Origin of the sequence: Nocardia sp. NPDC004860 (assembly GCF_040609015.1) — a bacterium.
Classification (GTDB): Bacteria; Actinomycetota; Actinomycetes; order Mycobacteriales; family Mycobacteriaceae; genus Nocardia.
Window position 1 is genome coordinate 114,549 of sequence record NZ_JBEXJI010000015.1, and the last position, 16,677, is coordinate 131,225.

The window sequence follows — 16,677 nt, forward strand, 5'->3', positions numbered from 1 at the left end:
CCCGGTGCGCACCGCGCACCGGGCCGAACGCCGGTCACCTCAGGCGACGATGTTCACCAGGCGGCCGGGCACCACGATGATCTTGCGCGGCGCCTTGCCGCCCAGCAGTTCCGCGATCTTCTCGTCCGCCAGCGCGGCGGCTTGGACCGCGGCCTGGTCGGCGTCGGCGGCGACGCTGACGCGGCTGCGGACCTTGCCGTTGACCTGGATCGGGTACTCGACCGAATCCGCCACCAGCAGTGCGGGATCCGCGACCGGGAAGGGGCCGTGGGCCAGGGCCGTGGTGTGGCCCAGGCGTTCCCACAGTTCCTCGGCCACGTGCGGGGACATCGGGGCCAGCATCAGGACCAGGGGCTCCACCAGCGCGCGGGGCGCGCCGTCGCCGTAGTTCTTGGTCAGGAAGTTGGTCAGCTCGATGAGCTTGGCGCCCGCGGTGTTGTCGCGCAGGTTGGCGTAGTCGTCGTCGACACCGGCAATGGTCTTGTGCAGCAGGCGCAGGGCCTCGGCCGACGGCTCGCCGTCGGTGACCTTCACCGCGCCGGTCTCCTCGTCCACCACCAGTCGCCACACCCGCTGCAGGAAGCGGTGCGCACCCACGACATCCTTGGTGGCCCAGGGCCGCGAGGTGTCCAGCGGGCCCATCGCCATCTCGTAGAAGCGGAAGGTGTCGGCGCCGTACAGATCGCACATCTCGTCGGGGGAGATGGCGTTCTTCAGCGACTTGCCGATCTTGCCGTACTCCTGGAAGACCTCCTCCTCCACGCCGGAGGCATTGGTCCAGAAGAACTTTCCGTCCCGCTCCACGATCTCCGCGGCCGGCACGTAGGCGCCGCGCGCGTCGGTGTAGGCGTGGGCCTGGATGTAGCCCTGGTTGAACAGGCGGCGGTACGGCTCGGAGCCGGACACGTCACCCAGGTCGAAGAGCACCTTCTGCCAGAAGCGCGCGTACAGCAGGTGCAGCACCGCGTGCTCCACTCCGCCGACGTACAGGTCCACGCCGCCCGGATCCTTCGGGCCGTGCTCGGCCGTGCGCGGGCCCAGCCAGTACTGCTCGTTCTCGGGGGCGCAGAAGATTTCGGTATTGGTCGGGTCCGCGTAGCGCAGCTGGTACCAGGAGCTGCCCGCCCAGTTGGGCATGACGTTGGTGTCGCGGCGGTACTTCTTGACGCCGTCGCCCAGGTCCAGTTCGACGTGCACCCAGTCGGTGGCCTTGGCCAGCGGCGGGGATGGCTCGGAGTCGGCGTCGTCGGCGTCGAAGGTGACCGGCGCGAAGTCGTCCATCTCCGGAAGACGCACCGGCAGCATGGATTCCGGCAGCGCGTGCGGCGCGCCGTCCTCGCCGTAGACGATGGGGAACGGCTCGCCCCAGTAGCGCTGACGCGCGAACAGCCAGTCGCGCAGCTTGTACTGGACGGTGCCCCTGCCGTGGCCGTTGGCCTCCAGTTCGGCGATCACCTTGGCCTTGGCGGACTCGATGTCCATGCCGTCGATGTAGCCGGAGTTCACCATGACACCGTCACCGGCGTGGGCCCCCTCCGCGACATTGCCGCCCGCGACGACCTCGATGATGGGCAGGCCGAACGCGGTGGCGAAGTCCCAGTCGCGCGGGTCGTGGCCGGGGACGGCCATGATCGCCCCGGTGCCGTAGCCGCTCAGCACATAGTCGGCGATGAAGATCGGCACGCGCGCGCCGTTGACCGGGTTGGTGGCGTAGGTGCCCAGGAAGACGCCGGTCTTCTCCTTGTTCTCCTGCCGCTCCAGATCCGACTTGGCGGCGATCGACTTCCGGTAGGCCGCAACGGCTTCCGCGGGGGTGTCGGCGTTGCCGAGGGTCCAGCGCGCGTCGGTGCCGGACGGCCAGGTGGCGGCGGTCAGCTTGTCGACCAGCTCGTGCTCCGGGGCCAGCACCACGTAGGTCGCGCCGAACAGGGTGTCGGGGCGGGTGGTGAAGACCTCGATCAGATCCGCGCCGGCCTCGAACTTGACCTGCGCGCCCCGCGAGCGGCCGATCCAGTTGCGCTGCATGGCCTTCACGTTCTCCGGCCAGTCCAGCTCGTCCAGGTCGTCGACCAGGCGATCGGAGTAGGCGGTGATGCGCATCATCCACTGCCACAGGCGCTTACGGAACACCGGGAAGTTGCCGCGCTCGGAGCGGCCGTCCGCGGTGACCTCCTCGTTGGACAGCACGGTGCCCAGGCCCGGGCACCAGTTGACCATCGAATCCGTCTGGTAGACCAGGCGATGGGAGTCGATGGCGGCATTGCGCTCGGACCGGGACAGCTCGTTCCAGGCGCGGCCCGCGACGGCTTCCCGCTTGCCGGCCTCGAATTCGGCGATCAGATCGGCGATCGGGCGGGCCTTGCCCAGGCCCGTGTCGTACCAGGCGTTGTAGATGCGCAGGAAGATCCACTGCGTCCACCGGTAGTACTCGGGATCGGTGGTGGCGAAGGTGCGGCGGCGGTCGTGGCCCAGGCCCAGGCGGTCCAGCTGCCGCTGCATGGTGGCGATATTCGCCATGGTGGTGTCGCGCGGGTGCGCGCCGGTCTGTACCGCGTACTGCTCGGCGGGCAGGCCGAAGGCGTCATAACCCAGGGCGTGCAGCACATTCCGGCCGTGCATGCGGTGGTAGCGGGCGAAGACATCGGTGGCGATGTAGCCCAGCGGGTGACCGACGTGCAGGCCCGCACCCGACGGGTACGGGAACATGTCCTGAATGAACAGCTTGTCGGCCGGGGTCTCGCCCTGCAGCGGACCGACCGGGTTGGGCGCGTAGAAGGTACCGCGCTGCTGCCAGTTGCCCTGCCACTTCTGTTCGATGCGGCCGGCGAGGTCGGCGTTGTAGCGGTGTGCGGGAACGTCGCCGCCCCCACCCGCGGTCGCGGTGGGTGTTTCGGATGCACGGGTGTCCTGCACGGTCCTGCCTTCTGTCCAGCCAATCCCCGATAAGGTCGCTCACCAGGGTAAAACGTGGCCTCACCCGAGCCCAAAAAGGGTAGGGGTACCGTTTACCGGGTGTTCGTCGTGGCGCTGATCCTCTTTGTCCTCGCGGTTGTGGCCGTGGTCACGGGCGTGCTCGGATTCACCGGGACGCTGCCGGGCAACCGGTATTTCGGGGTGCACTCCGAGGCCGCGGTGAAGACCGAGGAATCCTTCAAGCTGGCCAACCGGGTGGCCGCGCCGACCTCCGTGGTGGCGGGGCTGCTGCTCGCGGCCGCCGGTGCGGTCGCGCTGGTCGCCGGCGGCATCGCGGCCCTGGTCGTGGCGGCGGTGGCCGTGGTCATCGCGGTGTTCACCCTCGGTGCCGGTGCGGCTGCCGCCGAGAAGGCGCTCGCCACCGCGTTCCCGGAGGAGAAGGTCGGCGGCTGCGGCAGCGCCTGCGGCGCCTGCTCGCTGCGGGACGCCTGCGAGACCGCCTAGGCCTCAGTTCGCCAGCGACCTGCGCATCCAGATGTGCGGGATGCCCGCGTCCATGCCGATCTCGCCGTACGCCTCGTATCCGAGCTTCTCGTAGAAGCCCTGCGCGTGGGTCTGCGAATGCAGTTCGACCGCGCCCAGGCCGCGTTCGCGCACCCGCTCCTCGATGGCCCGCACCAGCGCCACGCCGAGCCCGGTGCCGCGCGTGTCCGCCAGCACCGCCAGCCGTCCGAGCACCCCGGCACCGTCCCGCACGATCAACCGGCCGGCCCCGGCCGGCCGGCCGTCCAGCCGGGCCAGGAAGTGGTCGGCCGTCTCGTCGAGTTCGTCGATCTCGATGTCCGCGGGCACGCCCTGCTCGTCCACGAAAACCTTCATGCGCACCGCGTAGGCGTCGGCTAGTTCCTGCTCGGTGCTGACGGTGACGACTTCGATCATGGGCCCAGCTTGCCTCAATGATCCGGATCACTTGCCGAGGGTTCACCGGCGCACGCGGGCGGCGGGATGCTGCGCGCGAGCGGGTTCCCCTTCGGATTCACGTACAAGACGGTCAGTTTCACCGGTCGCGGGCCGCTGTTGCGGGCCAGGTGCGCGTGCCCGGGACCGCTCGGCTCCCGGAAGACCCGCCACGGCCGGATGGTGACCGGGGTGTAATCGGCCTTCGGATGATCGAGCGCACCGCCGGTGACCAGCACGAACAGCGTCCCGTCGTGGTAGTGCCACCCGGACTGCCCGCCGGGCGCGAGGACCGTCTGCCGCAGCACGAAATCCCAGCGCGCCAGCCCGAATCGAAGCAGAATCCGGCTGGCCGTCCGGGTCGCCGGAGCCGGGTTCGGCCGGTAGCCGTGGTGTGGATCGCGCGTGAGAAAGGCCACCCACGCATCATCGTCCACGGCCGCCGGGCCACCGTGGCCGCCTGCCGGGTCGCGGCCGCGGATCGGGTAGTCCGAGGTCGCGGGCGAAGGCGGCGGCGTCCTCGCTGGTGGTGGTCTTCGGCCGGGTGCGCGCCCAGTCCAGGTAGCGGGACCGGAAGTCGGGTCCGGCGGCCTGCGCCAGGCGCGGGAACCGCCGCGCCACCTCCTCGGCCCGCTTGTGCAGCAGGCCGTGTGCGGTGGCGGCGAGATCGTCCGTGTCGAAACCGGGCGGCGGCTGCGCGCCGGCGACCAGCGCGCGCACAACGGCCGCCTGTTGCTCGGCGAGTGTCCCTGTCGTCCAGGGCGATTCGATGGTCATGCCGGGATCGCCTCCGGGCGCAGGGTGATGGGCGGGCGGCCGGAGGCGGTGGCGATGGCGTTCAGTTCGGCGGTGAGTTCGGCTGCGGGCGGGTAGTTTCCGTCGCGTTCCAGCATGAGGGGGACGGCGCGGCCGGCCGTGAACTCGGCGACCAGGGCCAGCACCTCGGCGGGGACGGGATGGACATGGGTGTCGATGTAGCGGCCGCCGGACTCGTGGCCGCCCGCGATATGGCAGTAGGCCACCCGCTCGGCGGGCAGGCGCGACAGCTCCGTGAGTGGATCACGTGACGTATTGCGGGCATTGGCATAGACATTCGCGATATCGAGCAGGAGATGGACGCCGGTGCGCTCGACGAGCTCCTGCAGGAATTCCGCCTCGGTGTACTCGGCGTGCGGCCATTCGAACAACGCCGCGATGTTCTCCACCGCCAGCGGCACATCCAACTGCCGGCTCGCACGAAAGATATTGCGCTCCAGGACATCCAGCGCCTCACGGGTGCGCGGCACCGGCAGCAGGTGCCCGGCCTCCAGGCCGCCCGCGCGCACGAAGGCGATGTGCTCGCTCACCAGCGGCGAACCCAGGGCCCGCGCGCAGTCGGCGAGATGGGCGACCCGCCGGTCGTCCACCACCTCCGCACCGCCCAGCGACAGCGAAATACCGTGCGGCACCGCGGGAATGCCCCGGGCCACCAGCGCGGCCAGCTCCTCGGGCACGTCGACGCCGGGCCGGGATCCGCGGCCGCGCCGGAGGAACGCGCCGCCCCGGCCGCCGGAATCCCTGGGCGCCAGCGTTTCCGCGATGACCTCGCAGAATCCGATGCCCTCCAGCGCCGCCACCAGACCGCAGATCTCGCGCCGCCAGCCGATGCCCAGCGACCCCCCGGGAAGTGGTGAACCGGTCATCCGCCGCAGCCTCCTCCGCAGCTGCTGCCGCAACTGCTACTGCTGCCGCAACTACTGCCGCTGCTGCAACTGCTACTGCTACTGCTACAGGAGCTTCCGCTGTCACTGCCGCAGGAGCTGCCGTCACTACCGCCACCGCCGCCACCTGCCACCACGCTGGCTGCCCCCGCGAGCGCCGGGTCGAGGGTCCACAACACCAGCCCGCCGTAGAGCGCGACGGCGAGTGCGGCACTGTCGGGTCCGTAGGCGGAATAGGCGGGCGAGTTGGCGGGCCGCAGGTGCCGGTTGCCGGCCTGGGCGGCGGCGAGGGCGTCGCGGCCGCGCTGTGTCAGGCGCGGCGGCCGGCCCACCACGACGGTGACGATCGCCAGCACGATCATGGCGAACACCAGGAAGCCGACCGCATGATGGGTGGCCGCGCCCGCGATCAGCCGGACCAGTCCGAGCACGAGCAATACGAAGAGCGGAAACCGCGCTGTCCGCAGGGCTTTTCGCTGCTTCTCGCCGAACAGATAGCCGCGCTCGGTGAGGTCGCCGCGCATCGCCATCGACGCCCCGGCGGTTCCCACGAGCATGCCGGGCATGCGCGCCTGCCCGGACCTGTGCAGGTGCGCATGCAGCGTGCGGGAGATCGGATCCAGCTGCTGCTCCTCGGCGGCGGTCAGCGGCCGGACCGGCGCGCCGGTGGAGTCGATGATCTGGTGGCCGCGCAATTGTGCCAGCCCGGCCAGCACCGGACGCCGGTCGTCGACCAGCATGGCGGTTTCGCTGGGGCGCAGCGGCCCGGCCGGCGGCCAGGCCGGGTCGACCGCGCGCATCACCGCCGCGCGTCGTGCGTAGCCGAATGCGATGGCCGAAAGGCCGGCGAGGACATAGAACAGGAGGAAGGCCGGGCCGGATATCCCCCACGTATCGGTTGCGGCCGCGGCCGCGTCGGTCCGAAGGACCATGGCGATTCCACCTCGGGAGTCGTCGTGACTGTCGATCACCACCAGTATCGCGGCAGCGCGGGTGCTGTGTTATCCCAAAGAAGCATGGTGTTTAGCCTGTTTCGGTGCGATTTCTCAGCAAGTTCTCCATAGACGGGTTCATCCTGTCGATCCTTGCGATGGTCGTCCTCGCCAGTATCTTCCCGGCTCGGGGCGAGGCGGCCGAGGTCGTGAGCTGGCTGACGAAGATCGCCATCGGATTTCTGTTTCTCCTCTACGGCGCGCGCCTGGCGCCGCAGGAGGCGATCGCGGGCCTCAAGCACTGGCGTCTGCACCTGACCGTACTGGCCTGCACCTTCGTGCTCTTCCCCGTGATCGGTCTCGCCGCCCGGGTGCTGGTGCCGCACGTGCTGACCAGCGATCTCTACACCGGTGTGCTCTTCCTGTGCCTGGTGCCTTCCACGGTGCAGTCCTCGATCGCCTTCACCTCCATCGCCAAAGGCAATGTGGCGGGCGCGATCGTGAGCGCCACGGTGTCGAACCTGCTGGGCGTCTTCCTGACTCCCGCACTCGTGATCCTGCTGATGAACACCACCGGGCAGGCGAGCGTGGACCCGTCCGCGGTGGTGGACATCGTGCTGCAGCTACTGGTGCCGTTCTTCCTGGGCCAGCTGATCCGGCCGAAGGTCAAAGGTTTCCTGGCCCGCTACGCCGAACCCACCAAGCTGGTGGATCGCGGGTCCATCCTGCTGGTGGTCTACAGCGCCTTCAGCGCGGGCATGGTCGAGGGCATCTGGCATGCCATGTCGCCGTGGCGGATTCTGCTGCTGGCCGTGGTCTGCTGCGCGATTCTGGCCACCGTGCTGGTGGCGACCGGATTCCTCGGCGAGGCGGTGCGATTCGATCGCGCCGACCGGATCGTGGTGGTGTTCTGCGGATCCAAGAAGAGCCTGGCCACCGGGCTGCCCATGGCGACGGTGCTGTTCGCGGGGCATTCGGTGGGACTGGTCGTGTTGCCGCTCATGATGTTCCACCAGATTCAGCTGATCACGTGTGCCGCCCTCGCGCAGCGGTGGGCTCGTAGCGCGCCGTGAGCGAGAGCAGCCGGCTGTCGTCGCGCCGCAGCGAACGGGTGCCCGCCGAGGGCCGGGCGGCCAGCGCGTGCAGCACGGCCCGGTGCGAACCCGGATCGCCCACCGCGATGCGGGCGCTGCCGTCCGGGTAGCGCTTGGCCACGATCCCGGCCCGCGCCAGCGCGGGCGCGATATCGCGGCCCGGCAGGTACAGGAAGTTGGCGCTGCTGCGCGGCACCCGGATGCCGCCGCGCCGCAGTTCGGTGCGCAGTAGTTCGCGCTCCGTGGTGATGCGCAGAATCCGTTCGCCCAGTTCGGCTTCCGCGGCATAGGACGCGCGCACCGCGGCGACCGCGAGGGCCGGCACCCCGAACGGCAGTTGCAGCCGATGCACCCGGTGCACCAGTTCCGCCGCACCGAACGCGTAGCCGATGCGCAGCCCGGCCAGGCCGTAGGCCTTGGAGAAGGTGCGCAGCACCAGCACATTGGGGTGCCGGTCGACCAGCTCGACGGCGTCGAGAGAGTCGCTCGCACCGAGGAATTCGACGTACGCCTCGTCCAGGATCACCGGCACCCGGGACGGGACCGAACACAGGAACGCCTTCACTTCGCTGGCCGGGAGCACAGTGCCGGTCGGATTGTGCGGACGGCACACCGCGATCAGCCCGGTGCGCTCGTTCACCGCGCGGGCCATGGCCCACAGGTCCTGCCGGCCGTGGCCGTCCAGCGGCACCGGCACCGGCCGCAGCCCGGTCATGGTCGCCATGATCGGGTAGCCGTCGAAGGTCGGTGTGGCGTAGACGAATTCGGTTCCGGCACGGGGGAGGGTCTGCATGATCTGCATGGCCACCCCGGTCGCGCCGGAACCCACCACCACCTGGTCGGCCGAGACGCCGAGGCGGTCGGCGATCAGCCGCGGCAGTCGCCGGGGCAGGAATTCCGGATACCGGTTCGCCCTGCCGAGGCAGTCGTCGAGGGCGGCGACCACCGAAGGCAGTGGCGGAAATGGGTTTTCGCTCAGGCTCAGGTCGTAGCGGATGGTGTCCGCGCCGTGCGGGTCGACGGTGGCGGGGTAGCCCGCCACCTCGGAACCGCGCAATCCCGTCGGCCAGGACACCGGCGCCACGATCCGCGCCACGGGCCGCCTGTGCTCGCCCGCACCGGGGCGGGTCATCGGGCCGCGCCCCAGCGGACGGCCGCCGCCCCCGCGAAGTCCCCGGCGTGCGCGAACGCCGCCATCAGCACCACCGAGCCGTTGCGCAGCCGCCCGGCCCGGTTCTCGGCATCCAGGGTCACGGGAATGCCCGCGGCGAACAGGTTTCCGCAGCTGTCGAAGGTGTCCGGGTGCCGTTCGGGCGGCAGTTCCATCGCCTCGTTCCAATTGCGCAGGAACAGCCGGTTGGGCTGGTTGGTGACGAAGGTGTCGATGTCGCGGGACTTCACCCCGATGCGCCGGCACACCGCGTGCGCCACCTCGGGCACCAGCCGGTTGCCGCGCGTCATCACCTTGGCCACCTTGGATTCGGTGAAGGTGACGCAGCCCTGGCCCTCGCCGGGCTCCCAGTACTTGCGTTCGCCGTTGGTGCTGAACTCCATGTCGCCCGCGAACTCCGGATAGGTGCGGCATTCGATGTCGAGGATCGTTGCAGAGCTGTTCTTCACGAGCAGCCCGACCCCGCACCCGTCGCCGGGGACGGGGGCCTGCGCGAGCCCGCGGATATCGGGCTGGGTGAATACCGGGCCCGCGCAGTTCTGGGTGCAGGCGATGAGCGCGGTGTGTGCGTCGGTCGTCTGCAGGATCATCCGGGCCATCCACATCATGTGGACGAAGGCCGCGCAGCCGCCGTTGTGGATGTCGAACACCCAGCGCGGCTTCATATTCAGCCGGCGCGCCACCTCCGGCCCGGCGCCCAGCACCGGATTGTCGGGCAGCTGGGTATGGGTGAGCAGGATGTCGACATTCGAGATCTCCTGTGCCCCATGGCGTTCGATCAGGGGTGCGACGGCTCGCTCCACCATGTCCACGGCGGTCTCGTCGCGGCCGATGTGATGGCGTCCCCTGGGGGCCCGGAACATGACATTCTTGGCCATCCGGTCCGAGCGGGAGAACTGGGTGAAGTACTCGGTGCCGACCGGGTCACCGGGAAGGTAACCGGCGACATCGACGAGGCTGACGGGCGGCGCCGTCCGGAGGGCGGGGTCGGTGAAGTCCATGGCGCTCAGCTCACTTCTCTTCCGAGGGATTCAGCATCCAGTCGGGCTTGATGGGCAGCCCGTGCGAGGCGCGGTATTCCGCGATGGCCCTGAGGTTGTCGAGCTCCAATTGGTGCCCGGCGGAGAACATCTCCCAGAAGTCGCCCACCCACACCTTGCGCTTGTCCGGCGCGGTGTCCTGGTAGGGGTTCCGGTCATAGAACGGGTGGTGGCAGTTCGTCCACAGCACCACCGAACCGGGCTTGTCGAACACCACCTGGGCGTCGACCACCCGCATCAGGTAGACCATCCATAGGTGGTCGCTCTGGTCCCAGGCGCAGTGGTAGTCCACCGTCATGGCGTCGGGATTGGCGACGGTGCGGGTGTAGATCTTGGTGCTGTCGCCGAGCCGATCGTGCGACACCCACAGCCCGGGCTCCTCGGTCTCGGTGAATCCGCGCAGGCTGTAGGTCCATTCCTCCAGGCACCGGGTATCGGCGAGGTACTCGTACAGCTCCCGCGGCGGGGCCGCGATGAACCCCTGGACCGGGCAGAAGTCGCCGAAGATCTGGTCGTGCGGATACACCGATCGCAGCATGTCCAGGATGATCGGGGTGGTGGCCTCACGATCGGAATTCTCGATGCGCAGCAGGCCGGGCAGGACGGCTTCCGGAATGTCACTGAGGGCGGGCAGGGCGCTGGTGGTCACGGGTTACCTCCTGGGTGGCGTCAGGAACGGTGTGAACGGCGGGATTTCGTCGGGATCGCAGTCGATCGCGACGAACGACGGTCCCGGGCGGTCGGCGCAGTGCCGCAGTGCCGCGGCGAGCTCGGCCCGGTTCTCCGGTGCGTGGGTGCACAGATCCGGGAACATGGCGGCCATCCCCGCGCCCGGATACGCGGGACGAAACCTGTTGAAGCTGTAGCGATCCCCGTAGTACAGCTGCTCGCGCGTGACGCACATGGCGTGCGCGTTGTTGTTGAGGATGATGAAGGTGATCGGCAGCCGGTGTTCGACCGCGGTGTGAATCTCCATGCCGTGCATGAAGAATGCTCCGTCGCCCGCGATCACGTAGGTGCGCCGCTGCCCGCCGTCCGGGTGGCGGTGCCGGGCGAAGGCCGAGCCGATCCCGGCCCCGAAGGCATAGCCCATGCCGCCCATGCCGAGCGCCACCGTGAAGCGCCCGTGCCGCGGCAGCCGCAGGTGGTGCACCACGGCAGCACCGGTATTGCCGGCGTCGGCGAAGACGTCCGAACCCGCGGGCAGTGCGTCGTTGATGGTGTCCACCACCTCGCGATAGCGCAGCCCGGGACCGTCGGAGGGTGGCACGGGCAGCGGGGTCAGGCTGGGCTCGCCGGACGGGTGCGGGCGCAGCGGGATGATCCGCGCCCCGGGTTCGCCGTCGCCGGAATCCAATTCGCCGATCAGTTCGGCGAGGGTCTCGGCCAGGTCGTTGCTGTGCGCGTGCCCGGCGGGCAGGAACGGCGGCAGCGCGCCGATGCTGGCCAGCGGTACCGCCGCGAGCGCGTCCTCCATCCCGGCCCGGGCGGTGACCGGCATGCGGGTGCCGATCAGCAGGCACAGCTCCGCGCCGCGCAGGGCGTCGAGCAGTTCGGGATTGCCCATACTGCCCGCGACGCCGCAGCAGCCGGGGTCCGCGTGGTGGTAGACGTCCTTGGCGTCGGGCGCGACCCCGACGACGGCGTCCACGGCGGCGGCGAAGGCGGCCAGCTCGCCGCGGGCGTCGTCGCGGGCCACCTGGTCCCCGGCGATGATCACGATCTTCCCGACCGCCCGGGCGCCGCGCACGGTGTCCAGCACCCGGCACAGATTCTCGATGTCGCGGCGGTAGGGGCGCGCGGGCGGCACGAAATCCGGGGCGACCAGGTCGGCCTGCTGAATGTCCTTGGGCAGCAACAGCACCGCGGGCCCGCCCCGGCGGGCGGCGGAGACCGCGCGGGCGAGGTGAGCGGGCAGGTCGGCGGGGGCCTCGACGCGAGCACAGTAGTGCGAGATCGGCGTGTAGAGCGCGACCGCGTCGAAGGCGCCGGCCTGCCCACTCGTGTCCTGGAAGGCGCCCTTGCCCTCCAGGACGGTCGGGGGCTGCCCGATCAGTGCGAGCACCGGCACCCGGGAGGCGAACGATTCGGCCAGCCCGGCGACGAGGTTCACGGCGCCGCCGCCGGAGGTCGCGCACACGACACCGAGTCCGGAAGTCGAACGCGCGTACCCGTCGGCCATGGTGGCCGCGCCGAACTCGTGCTTGGCCACCACGGCGGTGAGCAGATCCCGATGCTCGAAAGCCGCGTCGTAGAGGTCTTCGATATTTGCTCCGTCGACGCCGAACAGGTGCCGTACGCCCAGCGCCGATACCGCCCTGACCAGCTGGTCAGCGACCCGTGTGCCGCTACGCATGGGCGCGTCCTTTCCGGTGGCAGCCACCGGTGCCCGAGTGCCTTCAACCGGGATACGGATGCGGGTCGTCAGCGGTTCAATCACCGCGTTTCGCCACAGGTCTTGCCGTGTATGTATACGTCTACGTATAGTTGGTGCATGCCGAACAAGACGATTTACGTATCCGATGATGACCTGAAGCTGTTTCAGCGCGCGCAGGAGCTGGTGGGGGGCAATCTGTCGGGCGCGATCGTGACGGCACTGCGGCGCTTCATCGAGCTCGAGGAGGGCCGGCAACAGGGCTACGACGAGGTGGTTCTGAAGGTGGGCAAGGACGGCACCCGGCAGGTCCGGTTCTCCGGTGCCCTGCTCACCCACTGGCACCAGATGGCCAATGAGCGCATCGAGGACATCCGGGTGTACCGCACCCGCAAAGGCGCGTATGCGGTGCACAGCCACTTCTCCAACTGGTCGGAGTTTCCGACCGACACCAATTGGCGCCAGTGGCGTCGCTTCCTCGGCCTGGGCGAACAGGATTGGGGCGATTTCACCCTCGAGGTCTACGACACCCTCCAGGAGTTGGAGGGCAAGATTCCCGATCGCCTCTACGCCCGCGTCGTGGACGCCACCGAGCACTCGCAGGTCGAGGACCTCGATATCTGATCGAAAAACCCTGTAGCACAACTGAATAGCTGACCCGAAACAACTTTGATCGCAAGCCTCGGCGGTCACGGCCTGGATGACGTATGCATTCATGCCTATCTATTGATGAGAGGGGAGAGATGTACAACGACCCTGCACCGGCAGCCATCGCGGTCACCGGCCTCTGCAAATCCTTCGGTGAGCACATCGTGCTCGACCGCATCGACTTCACCGTCCCGGAGGGCAGCGTCTTCTCGCTGCTCGGCCCCAATGGCGCGGGCAAGACCACCACGGTCGAGATCCTGTCCACCCTGAAACGCGCCGATGGCGGCGAGATCAGCGTCGGCGGTTTCGATCCCGCCACCCAGCCCGACGGCGTGCGCTCGATCATCGGGGTCACCGGCCAGTTCTCGGCCGTGGACGAACTGCTCACCGGCCGCGAGAACCTCGTACTCATGGGCGACCTGCACCACCTGCCGCGCACCGAAAGCCGCAGGCTGGCAGCGGAACTGCTGGCCACCTTCGAGCTGGAGGACGCAGCCGACAAGATCGCCTCGAGCTACTCCGGCGGCATGACCCGCCGTCTGGACCTGGCCATGACCCTGGTCGGCGATCCGCGCATCATCTTCCTCGACGAGCCCACCGTGGGCCTGGATCCGCGCAGCCGCCGCGGCATGTGGGACATCATCCGCGACCTCACCGCGCGGGGCGTCACCATCTTCCTCACCACCCAGTACCTGGAAGAGGCCGACCAGCTGGCCGACCGCATCGCCGTGCTGCACCAGGGGCAACTGGTCGCCCAGGGCACCGCCGATCAGCTCAAGCGCATGGTGCCCGGCGGCTACATCCGCCTGGACTTCGGCGACCGGGCCGAATTCGAATCCGCCGCACGGCTTTTCGGGGATGCTGCGCAGGTCAACGGTGACCTCACGCTGGCTGTTCCGAGCGACGGCGCGGTGCGCTCGGTCCGCGAGGTGATCGACCGCCTCGACGCGGCCCGGGTGGAACCCGCGGGCCTGTCCGTGCACACCCCCGACCTCGACGACGTCTTCCTGGCCCTCACCGGCGGCCACGCTCCGGAGAAGGAGACCTCCCCATGGTCACGCTGACCGCTTCGTTCGCCGACTCGAAGACCATGCTGCGCCGGAACCTGGTGCACGCCAAGCGGTATCCGGGCATGATCTTCTCCCTGATCATCATGCCGGTGTTCCTGCTGCTGCTGTTCAACTACGTGTTCGGCGGTGCGCTGAAGTCGGCCACCGGCGGCCGGTACATCGACTACCTGACGCCCGGCATGATGCTCATCATCCCGGCGTACATGGTCGCGGGCGTCGCGGTCGGCATGGCCACCGATATGACCAAGGGCATCATCAATCGCTTTCGCACCATGCACTTCTCGCACGCCTCGGTGCTCACCGGGCAGGTGGTCGGCACCCTGATCCAGGGCATGCTGGGCGTGGTCGCCATGACGCTGATGGCCGTGGTCATCGGCTTCCGGCCGCACGCCGGCGTGGTGGAATGGCTGGCGGCCTTCGGACTCATCGGCCTGACCGTCTTCGCGCTGAACTGGCTCGGCGTCGGCTTCGGCCTGATCGCCCAGACCCCGGAGAGCGCGTCCAATATGCCCATGCCGATTCTGTTCCTGCCCTTCCTGGGCAGCGGCCTGGTGCCGACCGACACCATGCCGGCCGGTGTGAAGCAGTTCGCCGAGTATCAGCCCTTCACCCCGATCACCGAGACCCTGCGCGGGCTGCTGATGGGCGGGCCGATCGGTCACAACGGCATCCTGGCCATCGGCTGGTGCGTGGCGATCGGTGTGTTCGGATACTTCTGGTCCACCGCGACCTTCCGGCGCAAGACCCGGTAGTCACGGTGCCGGACGGCGCGCTCCCACGCGGGGCGCGCCGTTCGCGCGTGGTCAGATACCCGCTGCCAGCAGGATTTTCCCGGATCCGTTGCGAATCTCGACCGTCTTCAACTGTTCCGGCGACACCGAGGTGGTGCCGTCCGGAGTCAGCGTCTGGCCCGGCTTGACCGTCCACTCGGCGAGCTTGGACTGCACGCCGTCGTTGCGGGTCACCCACAGCGACAGCGTCCACACGTACTCCTCGTCCGAGGGCGGGTACTGGCACCACATGTCCACCCGGGTCTGGCCGTTGATCGACATCACCTTGAAGGTGGCCAGGATCGGGGTGTCGGTCTGCGGCTTCAGCGGACCCTGCGCCACCACCTGCTGCACGAAGGACGGGCCCTCGTGGTGGGCCACGGTGGCGGTCACCGGAATCGCGATGGTCACCGCCGCGGCCGCCGCCGCCACTGCTCCGCCGATCGCTTCCCATCGCCCCCGGCGCCGCCGTTTGGCGGTCCGCGCCGCGAGGATCGGCAGCAACCGCTCGGGCGGCGGCGGCACGGTGGAGGGCGGATCGTCCTGCGCCGCAATCGACAACGCGGTCTCGGCGTCCACCATGGCCAGCAGGCCGGGCAGACCGGCCAGTTTCGACACGGCCGCGCGGCAGGACTCACATCCGGTCAGATGCTCCTCGTACTCGCGGCGGTCGTCCCGGGCGAGAGCGCCGAGCACATACGCGCCGTCCCAGGTGGTGTAGCCATTGCACAGTTCATGGCCCTCGGTCATCTCGTCACCCCCATTTCCTGCAACACCAATCGCAATGCCCGCATGCCGTAGTGCATCCGGGACTTGACCGTGCCCTCCGGGATCTCCAGTTCCTCCGCGATCTGATGCGTGGACAGGCCCCGGTAGTAGGCACGGACGATTACGTCACGGTGATCGATGCTCAGCCGCGCCAGCGCATCCGCCACCAGCCACCCGTCCAGCGCCCGATCCGTCTTGTCCGGTTCGGGCACCTCCGGCGGGTGATCGGTGCGGAATTCGCGCCGGCTGCGGGCGCTGCGATGCTCGTCCACGGCCAGATTACGGGCGACCGTGAACAGCCACGCCCGCGCCGAACTGGTGGACTGGTCCAGCACATTGGGCCGCTGCCAGGCGCGCAGCAGGGTCTCCTGCACGATGTCCTCGGCCCGGCCCGGATCCCCGACCAACCCGTAGGTGTACCGCCACAGCGCTGCCGCGTGCTCGTCGTACAGCGCGCGGAGCAGGGCCGCCTGGTCCTCCGGCATCGCTCACCTCCGCATCGATCACGACACAGATGTCCGGGCGGTTCAGTTGCGTTCGAGCTCGATGGGATGGGTGGCCAGCAGGGACAGCGGCAGCGGCTGGCGGCGCAGGACGTGGGCCCAGAGATCGACGCGGCCCGCCAGCGGGTCGGAGGGCAGGGCGGACAGCACGATCCAATCGCCGCGATCCAGTTCGCCTTCCAGCTGCCCGAAGGTCCAGCCGGCGTAGCCCGCGAAGACCCGGATGCCCTCCACCAGACCCTCGATGCGGTCGGGATCGGAATCCAGGTCCACCAGGGCCACCCGGCCGTCCACCCGGCGCACGCCGGACAGCCCGGCGATGGACGCCCCCACCTTGATGGTGGCCAGGCACAGCGCCGCATCGCGTTTCACCGGGCCCCCGATGTAGAGCGCCCGCGGGCCGGCGGCCAGCTCCGACCAGTTGGGGAGCACGTCGTGCAGGGCGGTGTCACTGGGCTTGTTGAGGACCACGCCCCAGGTGCCGCCGTCATTGTGTTCGAGGATGTAGACCACCGACCGCCGGAACGACGGCTCGGTCAGATCGGTCGCGGACACCAGCAGGGTCCCTGGTCGAACCACCTGGTCCTCATGCCGGAATTCGCGTCGAGAACGGTCACCGTGTTCCTCTGCGCGTGCCACTCAGTCATCATCGCACTGCGACAGACCAATTGCGTTGCATAATTTGCCGCTTACTCGTTTGTGCCGCTGTGAGCCGGGGAAAACATGTCCGGCATACC

At 69.1% G+C, this 16,677-nt stretch carries 18 protein-coding genes; 5 read left to right on the forward strand and 13 right to left on the reverse strand.

The annotated features are described in order from the left end of the window. Positions 1-39 precede the first annotated feature (39 nt). Entirely contained in the window at positions 40-2,913 is a 2,874-nt protein-coding gene (leuS, locus tag ABZV44_RS25680; RefSeq protein WP_354841097.1) for a leucine--tRNA ligase, read from the reverse strand. A gap of 99 nt (positions 2,914-3,012) precedes the next feature. Between leuS and ABZV44_RS25685 the strand changes: the two genes are divergently transcribed. After that, complete coding sequence (locus ABZV44_RS25685) at positions 3,013-3,417, forward strand: SdpI family protein (RefSeq protein ID WP_354841100.1); 405 nt, start codon at positions 3,013-3,015, stop codon at positions 3,415-3,417. A 3-nt stretch (positions 3,418-3,420) separates the two neighbouring features. Here the strand turns inward: ABZV44_RS25685 and ABZV44_RS25690 are convergent, their stop codons facing one another. The 5 genes from ABZV44_RS25690 to ABZV44_RS25710 are packed head-to-tail and all read right to left on the reverse strand — an operon-like array spanning position 3,421 to position 6,502. Continuing rightward, complete coding sequence (locus ABZV44_RS25690; RefSeq protein ID WP_354841102.1) at positions 3,421-3,852, reverse strand: GNAT family N-acetyltransferase; 432 nt, start codon at positions 3,850-3,852, stop codon at positions 3,421-3,423. 14 nt (positions 3,853-3,866) lie between these two features. Next, positions 3,867-4,289, reverse strand: a complete 423-nt coding sequence (locus tag ABZV44_RS25695; RefSeq protein ID WP_354841105.1) for a hypothetical protein — start codon at positions 4,287-4,289, stop codon at positions 3,867-3,869. A gap of 7 nt (positions 4,290-4,296) precedes the next feature. Continuing rightward, positions 4,297-4,647, reverse strand: a complete 351-nt coding sequence (locus ABZV44_RS25700; protein ID WP_354841108.1) for a hypothetical protein — start codon at positions 4,645-4,647, stop codon at positions 4,297-4,299. Next, the gene (locus tag ABZV44_RS25705; RefSeq protein ID WP_354841111.1) at positions 4,644-5,552 is read right to left on the reverse strand and encodes a DUF692 domain-containing protein; all 909 of its coding nucleotides are present in this window, start codon (positions 5,550-5,552) and stop codon (positions 4,644-4,646) included. Before ABZV44_RS25705 ends, ABZV44_RS25700 begins: the two co-directional genes overlap by 4 nt. Continuing rightward, positions 5,549-6,502 (reverse strand): TIGR04222 domain-containing membrane protein, encoded by a 954-nt coding sequence (locus ABZV44_RS25710; RefSeq protein ID WP_354841114.1) that lies wholly within the window; start codon positions 6,500-6,502, stop codon positions 5,549-5,551. Before ABZV44_RS25710 ends, ABZV44_RS25705 begins: the two co-directional genes overlap by 4 nt. A 104-nt stretch (positions 6,503-6,606) precedes the next feature. Here ABZV44_RS25710 and ABZV44_RS25715 point away from each other — a divergent pair, with 104 nt between their 5' ends. Then, entirely contained in the window at positions 6,607-7,575 is a 969-nt protein-coding gene (locus tag ABZV44_RS25715) for a bile acid:sodium symporter family protein (protein ID WP_354841117.1), read from the forward strand. On the opposite strand, the gene ABZV44_RS25720 is transcribed toward ABZV44_RS25715, so the two are convergent. The 4 genes from ABZV44_RS25720 to ABZV44_RS25735 are packed head-to-tail and all read right to left on the reverse strand — an operon-like array spanning position 7,529 to position 12,163. Further along, positions 7,529-8,728 carry an aminotransferase class I/II-fold pyridoxal phosphate-dependent enzyme gene (locus ABZV44_RS25720; protein WP_354841120.1) on the reverse strand — a complete coding sequence of 400 codons (1,200 nt, stop codon included), beginning with the start codon at positions 8,726-8,728 and terminating at the stop codon, positions 7,529-7,531. The two genes, ABZV44_RS25715 and ABZV44_RS25720, sit on opposite strands and share 47 nt — an antisense overlap. Next, positions 8,725-9,768 carry a 3-oxoacyl-[acyl-carrier-protein] synthase III C-terminal domain-containing protein gene (locus ABZV44_RS25725; RefSeq protein WP_354841123.1) on the reverse strand — a complete coding sequence of 348 codons (1,044 nt, stop codon included), beginning with the start codon at positions 9,766-9,768 and terminating at the stop codon, positions 8,725-8,727. The genes ABZV44_RS25720 and ABZV44_RS25725 overlap by 4 nt, the downstream gene beginning before the upstream one ends. 10 nt (positions 9,769-9,778) lie before the next feature. Beyond that, positions 9,779-10,456: an SRPBCC family protein gene (locus ABZV44_RS25730; protein WP_354841125.1), complete on the reverse strand. Its 678-nt coding sequence runs from the start codon at positions 10,454-10,456 to the stop codon at positions 9,779-9,781. Between the two features lie 3 nt (positions 10,457-10,459). Beyond that, positions 10,460-12,163: a thiamine pyrophosphate-binding protein gene (locus ABZV44_RS25735; RefSeq protein ID WP_354841128.1), complete on the reverse strand. Its 1,704-nt coding sequence runs from the start codon at positions 12,161-12,163 to the stop codon at positions 10,460-10,462. A gap of 138 nt (positions 12,164-12,301) precedes the next feature. On the opposite strand from ABZV44_RS25735, the gene ABZV44_RS25740 reads away from it, so the two are divergent. The 3 genes from ABZV44_RS25740 (at position 12,302) to ABZV44_RS25750 (ending at position 14,651) form a co-directional block, all read left to right on the forward strand. Continuing rightward, positions 12,302-12,805, forward strand: a complete 504-nt coding sequence (locus tag ABZV44_RS25740; RefSeq protein ID WP_354841131.1) for an EXLDI protein — start codon at positions 12,302-12,304, stop codon at positions 12,803-12,805. Positions 12,806-12,924: 119 nt separating this feature from the next. After that, entirely contained in the window at positions 12,925-13,893 is a 969-nt protein-coding gene (locus tag ABZV44_RS25745; protein ID WP_354841133.1) for an ATP-binding cassette domain-containing protein, read from the forward strand. After that, a complete protein-coding gene (locus ABZV44_RS25750; protein ID WP_354841136.1) occupies positions 13,881-14,651 on the forward strand; it encodes an ABC transporter permease in 771 nt (256 codons plus the stop codon). The genes ABZV44_RS25745 and ABZV44_RS25750 overlap by 13 nt, the downstream gene beginning before the upstream one ends. 51 nt (positions 14,652-14,702) lie before the next feature. On the opposite strand, the gene ABZV44_RS25755 is transcribed toward ABZV44_RS25750, so the two are convergent. From ABZV44_RS25755 to ABZV44_RS25765, 3 genes are read right to left on the reverse strand one after another with little or no spacing between them, the layout of a single operon-like run. Beyond that, positions 14,703-15,419 (reverse strand): zf-HC2 domain-containing protein, encoded by a 717-nt coding sequence (locus tag ABZV44_RS25755; protein ID WP_354841139.1) that lies wholly within the window; start codon positions 15,417-15,419, stop codon positions 14,703-14,705. Further along, positions 15,416-15,922 carry a sigma-70 family RNA polymerase sigma factor gene (locus tag ABZV44_RS25760; protein WP_354841142.1) on the reverse strand — a complete coding sequence of 169 codons (507 nt, stop codon included), beginning with the start codon at positions 15,920-15,922 and terminating at the stop codon, positions 15,416-15,418. The genes ABZV44_RS25755 and ABZV44_RS25760 overlap by 4 nt, the downstream gene beginning before the upstream one ends. A gap of 42 nt (positions 15,923-15,964) precedes the next feature. After that, positions 15,965-16,579, reverse strand: a complete 615-nt coding sequence (locus ABZV44_RS25765) for a YqgE/AlgH family protein (protein WP_354841144.1) — start codon at positions 16,577-16,579, stop codon at positions 15,965-15,967. Positions 16,580-16,677 lie beyond the last annotated feature (98 nt).

Excerpts from the sequence above, each read along its gene's own strand:
- ABZV44_RS25690 (WP_354841102.1), bottom strand. The coding sequence starts at position 3,852 with ATGATCGAAGTCGTCACCGTCAGCACCGAGCAGGAACTAGCCGACGCC.
- ABZV44_RS25700 (WP_354841108.1), bottom strand. The coding sequence starts at position 4,647 with ATGACCATCGAATCGCCCTGGACGACAGGGACACTCGCCGAGCAACAG.
- ABZV44_RS25705 (WP_354841111.1), bottom strand. The coding sequence starts at position 5,552 with ATGACCGGTTCACCACTTCCCGGGGGGTCGCTGGGCATCGGCTGGCGG.
- ABZV44_RS25710 (WP_354841114.1), bottom strand. The coding sequence starts at position 6,502 with ATGGTCCTTCGGACCGACGCGGCCGCGGCCGCAACCGATACGTGGGGG.
- ABZV44_RS25720 (WP_354841120.1), bottom strand. The coding sequence starts at position 8,728 with ATGACCCGCCCCGGTGCGGGCGAGCACAGGCGGCCCGTGGCGCGGATC.
- ABZV44_RS25725 (WP_354841123.1), bottom strand. The coding sequence starts at position 9,768 with ATGGACTTCACCGACCCCGCCCTCCGGACGGCGCCGCCCGTCAGCCTC.
- ABZV44_RS25735 (WP_354841128.1), bottom strand. The coding sequence starts at position 12,163 with ATGCGTAGCGGCACACGGGTCGCTGACCAGCTGGTCAGGGCGGTATCG.
- ABZV44_RS25740 (WP_354841131.1), top strand. The coding sequence starts at position 12,302 with ATGCCGAACAAGACGATTTACGTATCCGATGATGACCTGAAGCTGTTT.
- ABZV44_RS25745 (WP_354841133.1), top strand. The coding sequence starts at position 12,925 with ATGTACAACGACCCTGCACCGGCAGCCATCGCGGTCACCGGCCTCTGC.
- ABZV44_RS25750 (WP_354841136.1), top strand. The coding sequence starts at position 13,881 with ATGGTCACGCTGACCGCTTCGTTCGCCGACTCGAAGACCATGCTGCGC.
- ABZV44_RS25755 (WP_354841139.1), bottom strand. The coding sequence starts at position 15,419 with ATGACCGAGGGCCATGAACTGTGCAATGGCTACACCACCTGGGACGGC.
- ABZV44_RS25760 (WP_354841142.1), bottom strand. The coding sequence starts at position 15,922 with ATGCCGGAGGACCAGGCGGCCCTGCTCCGCGCGCTGTACGACGAGCAC.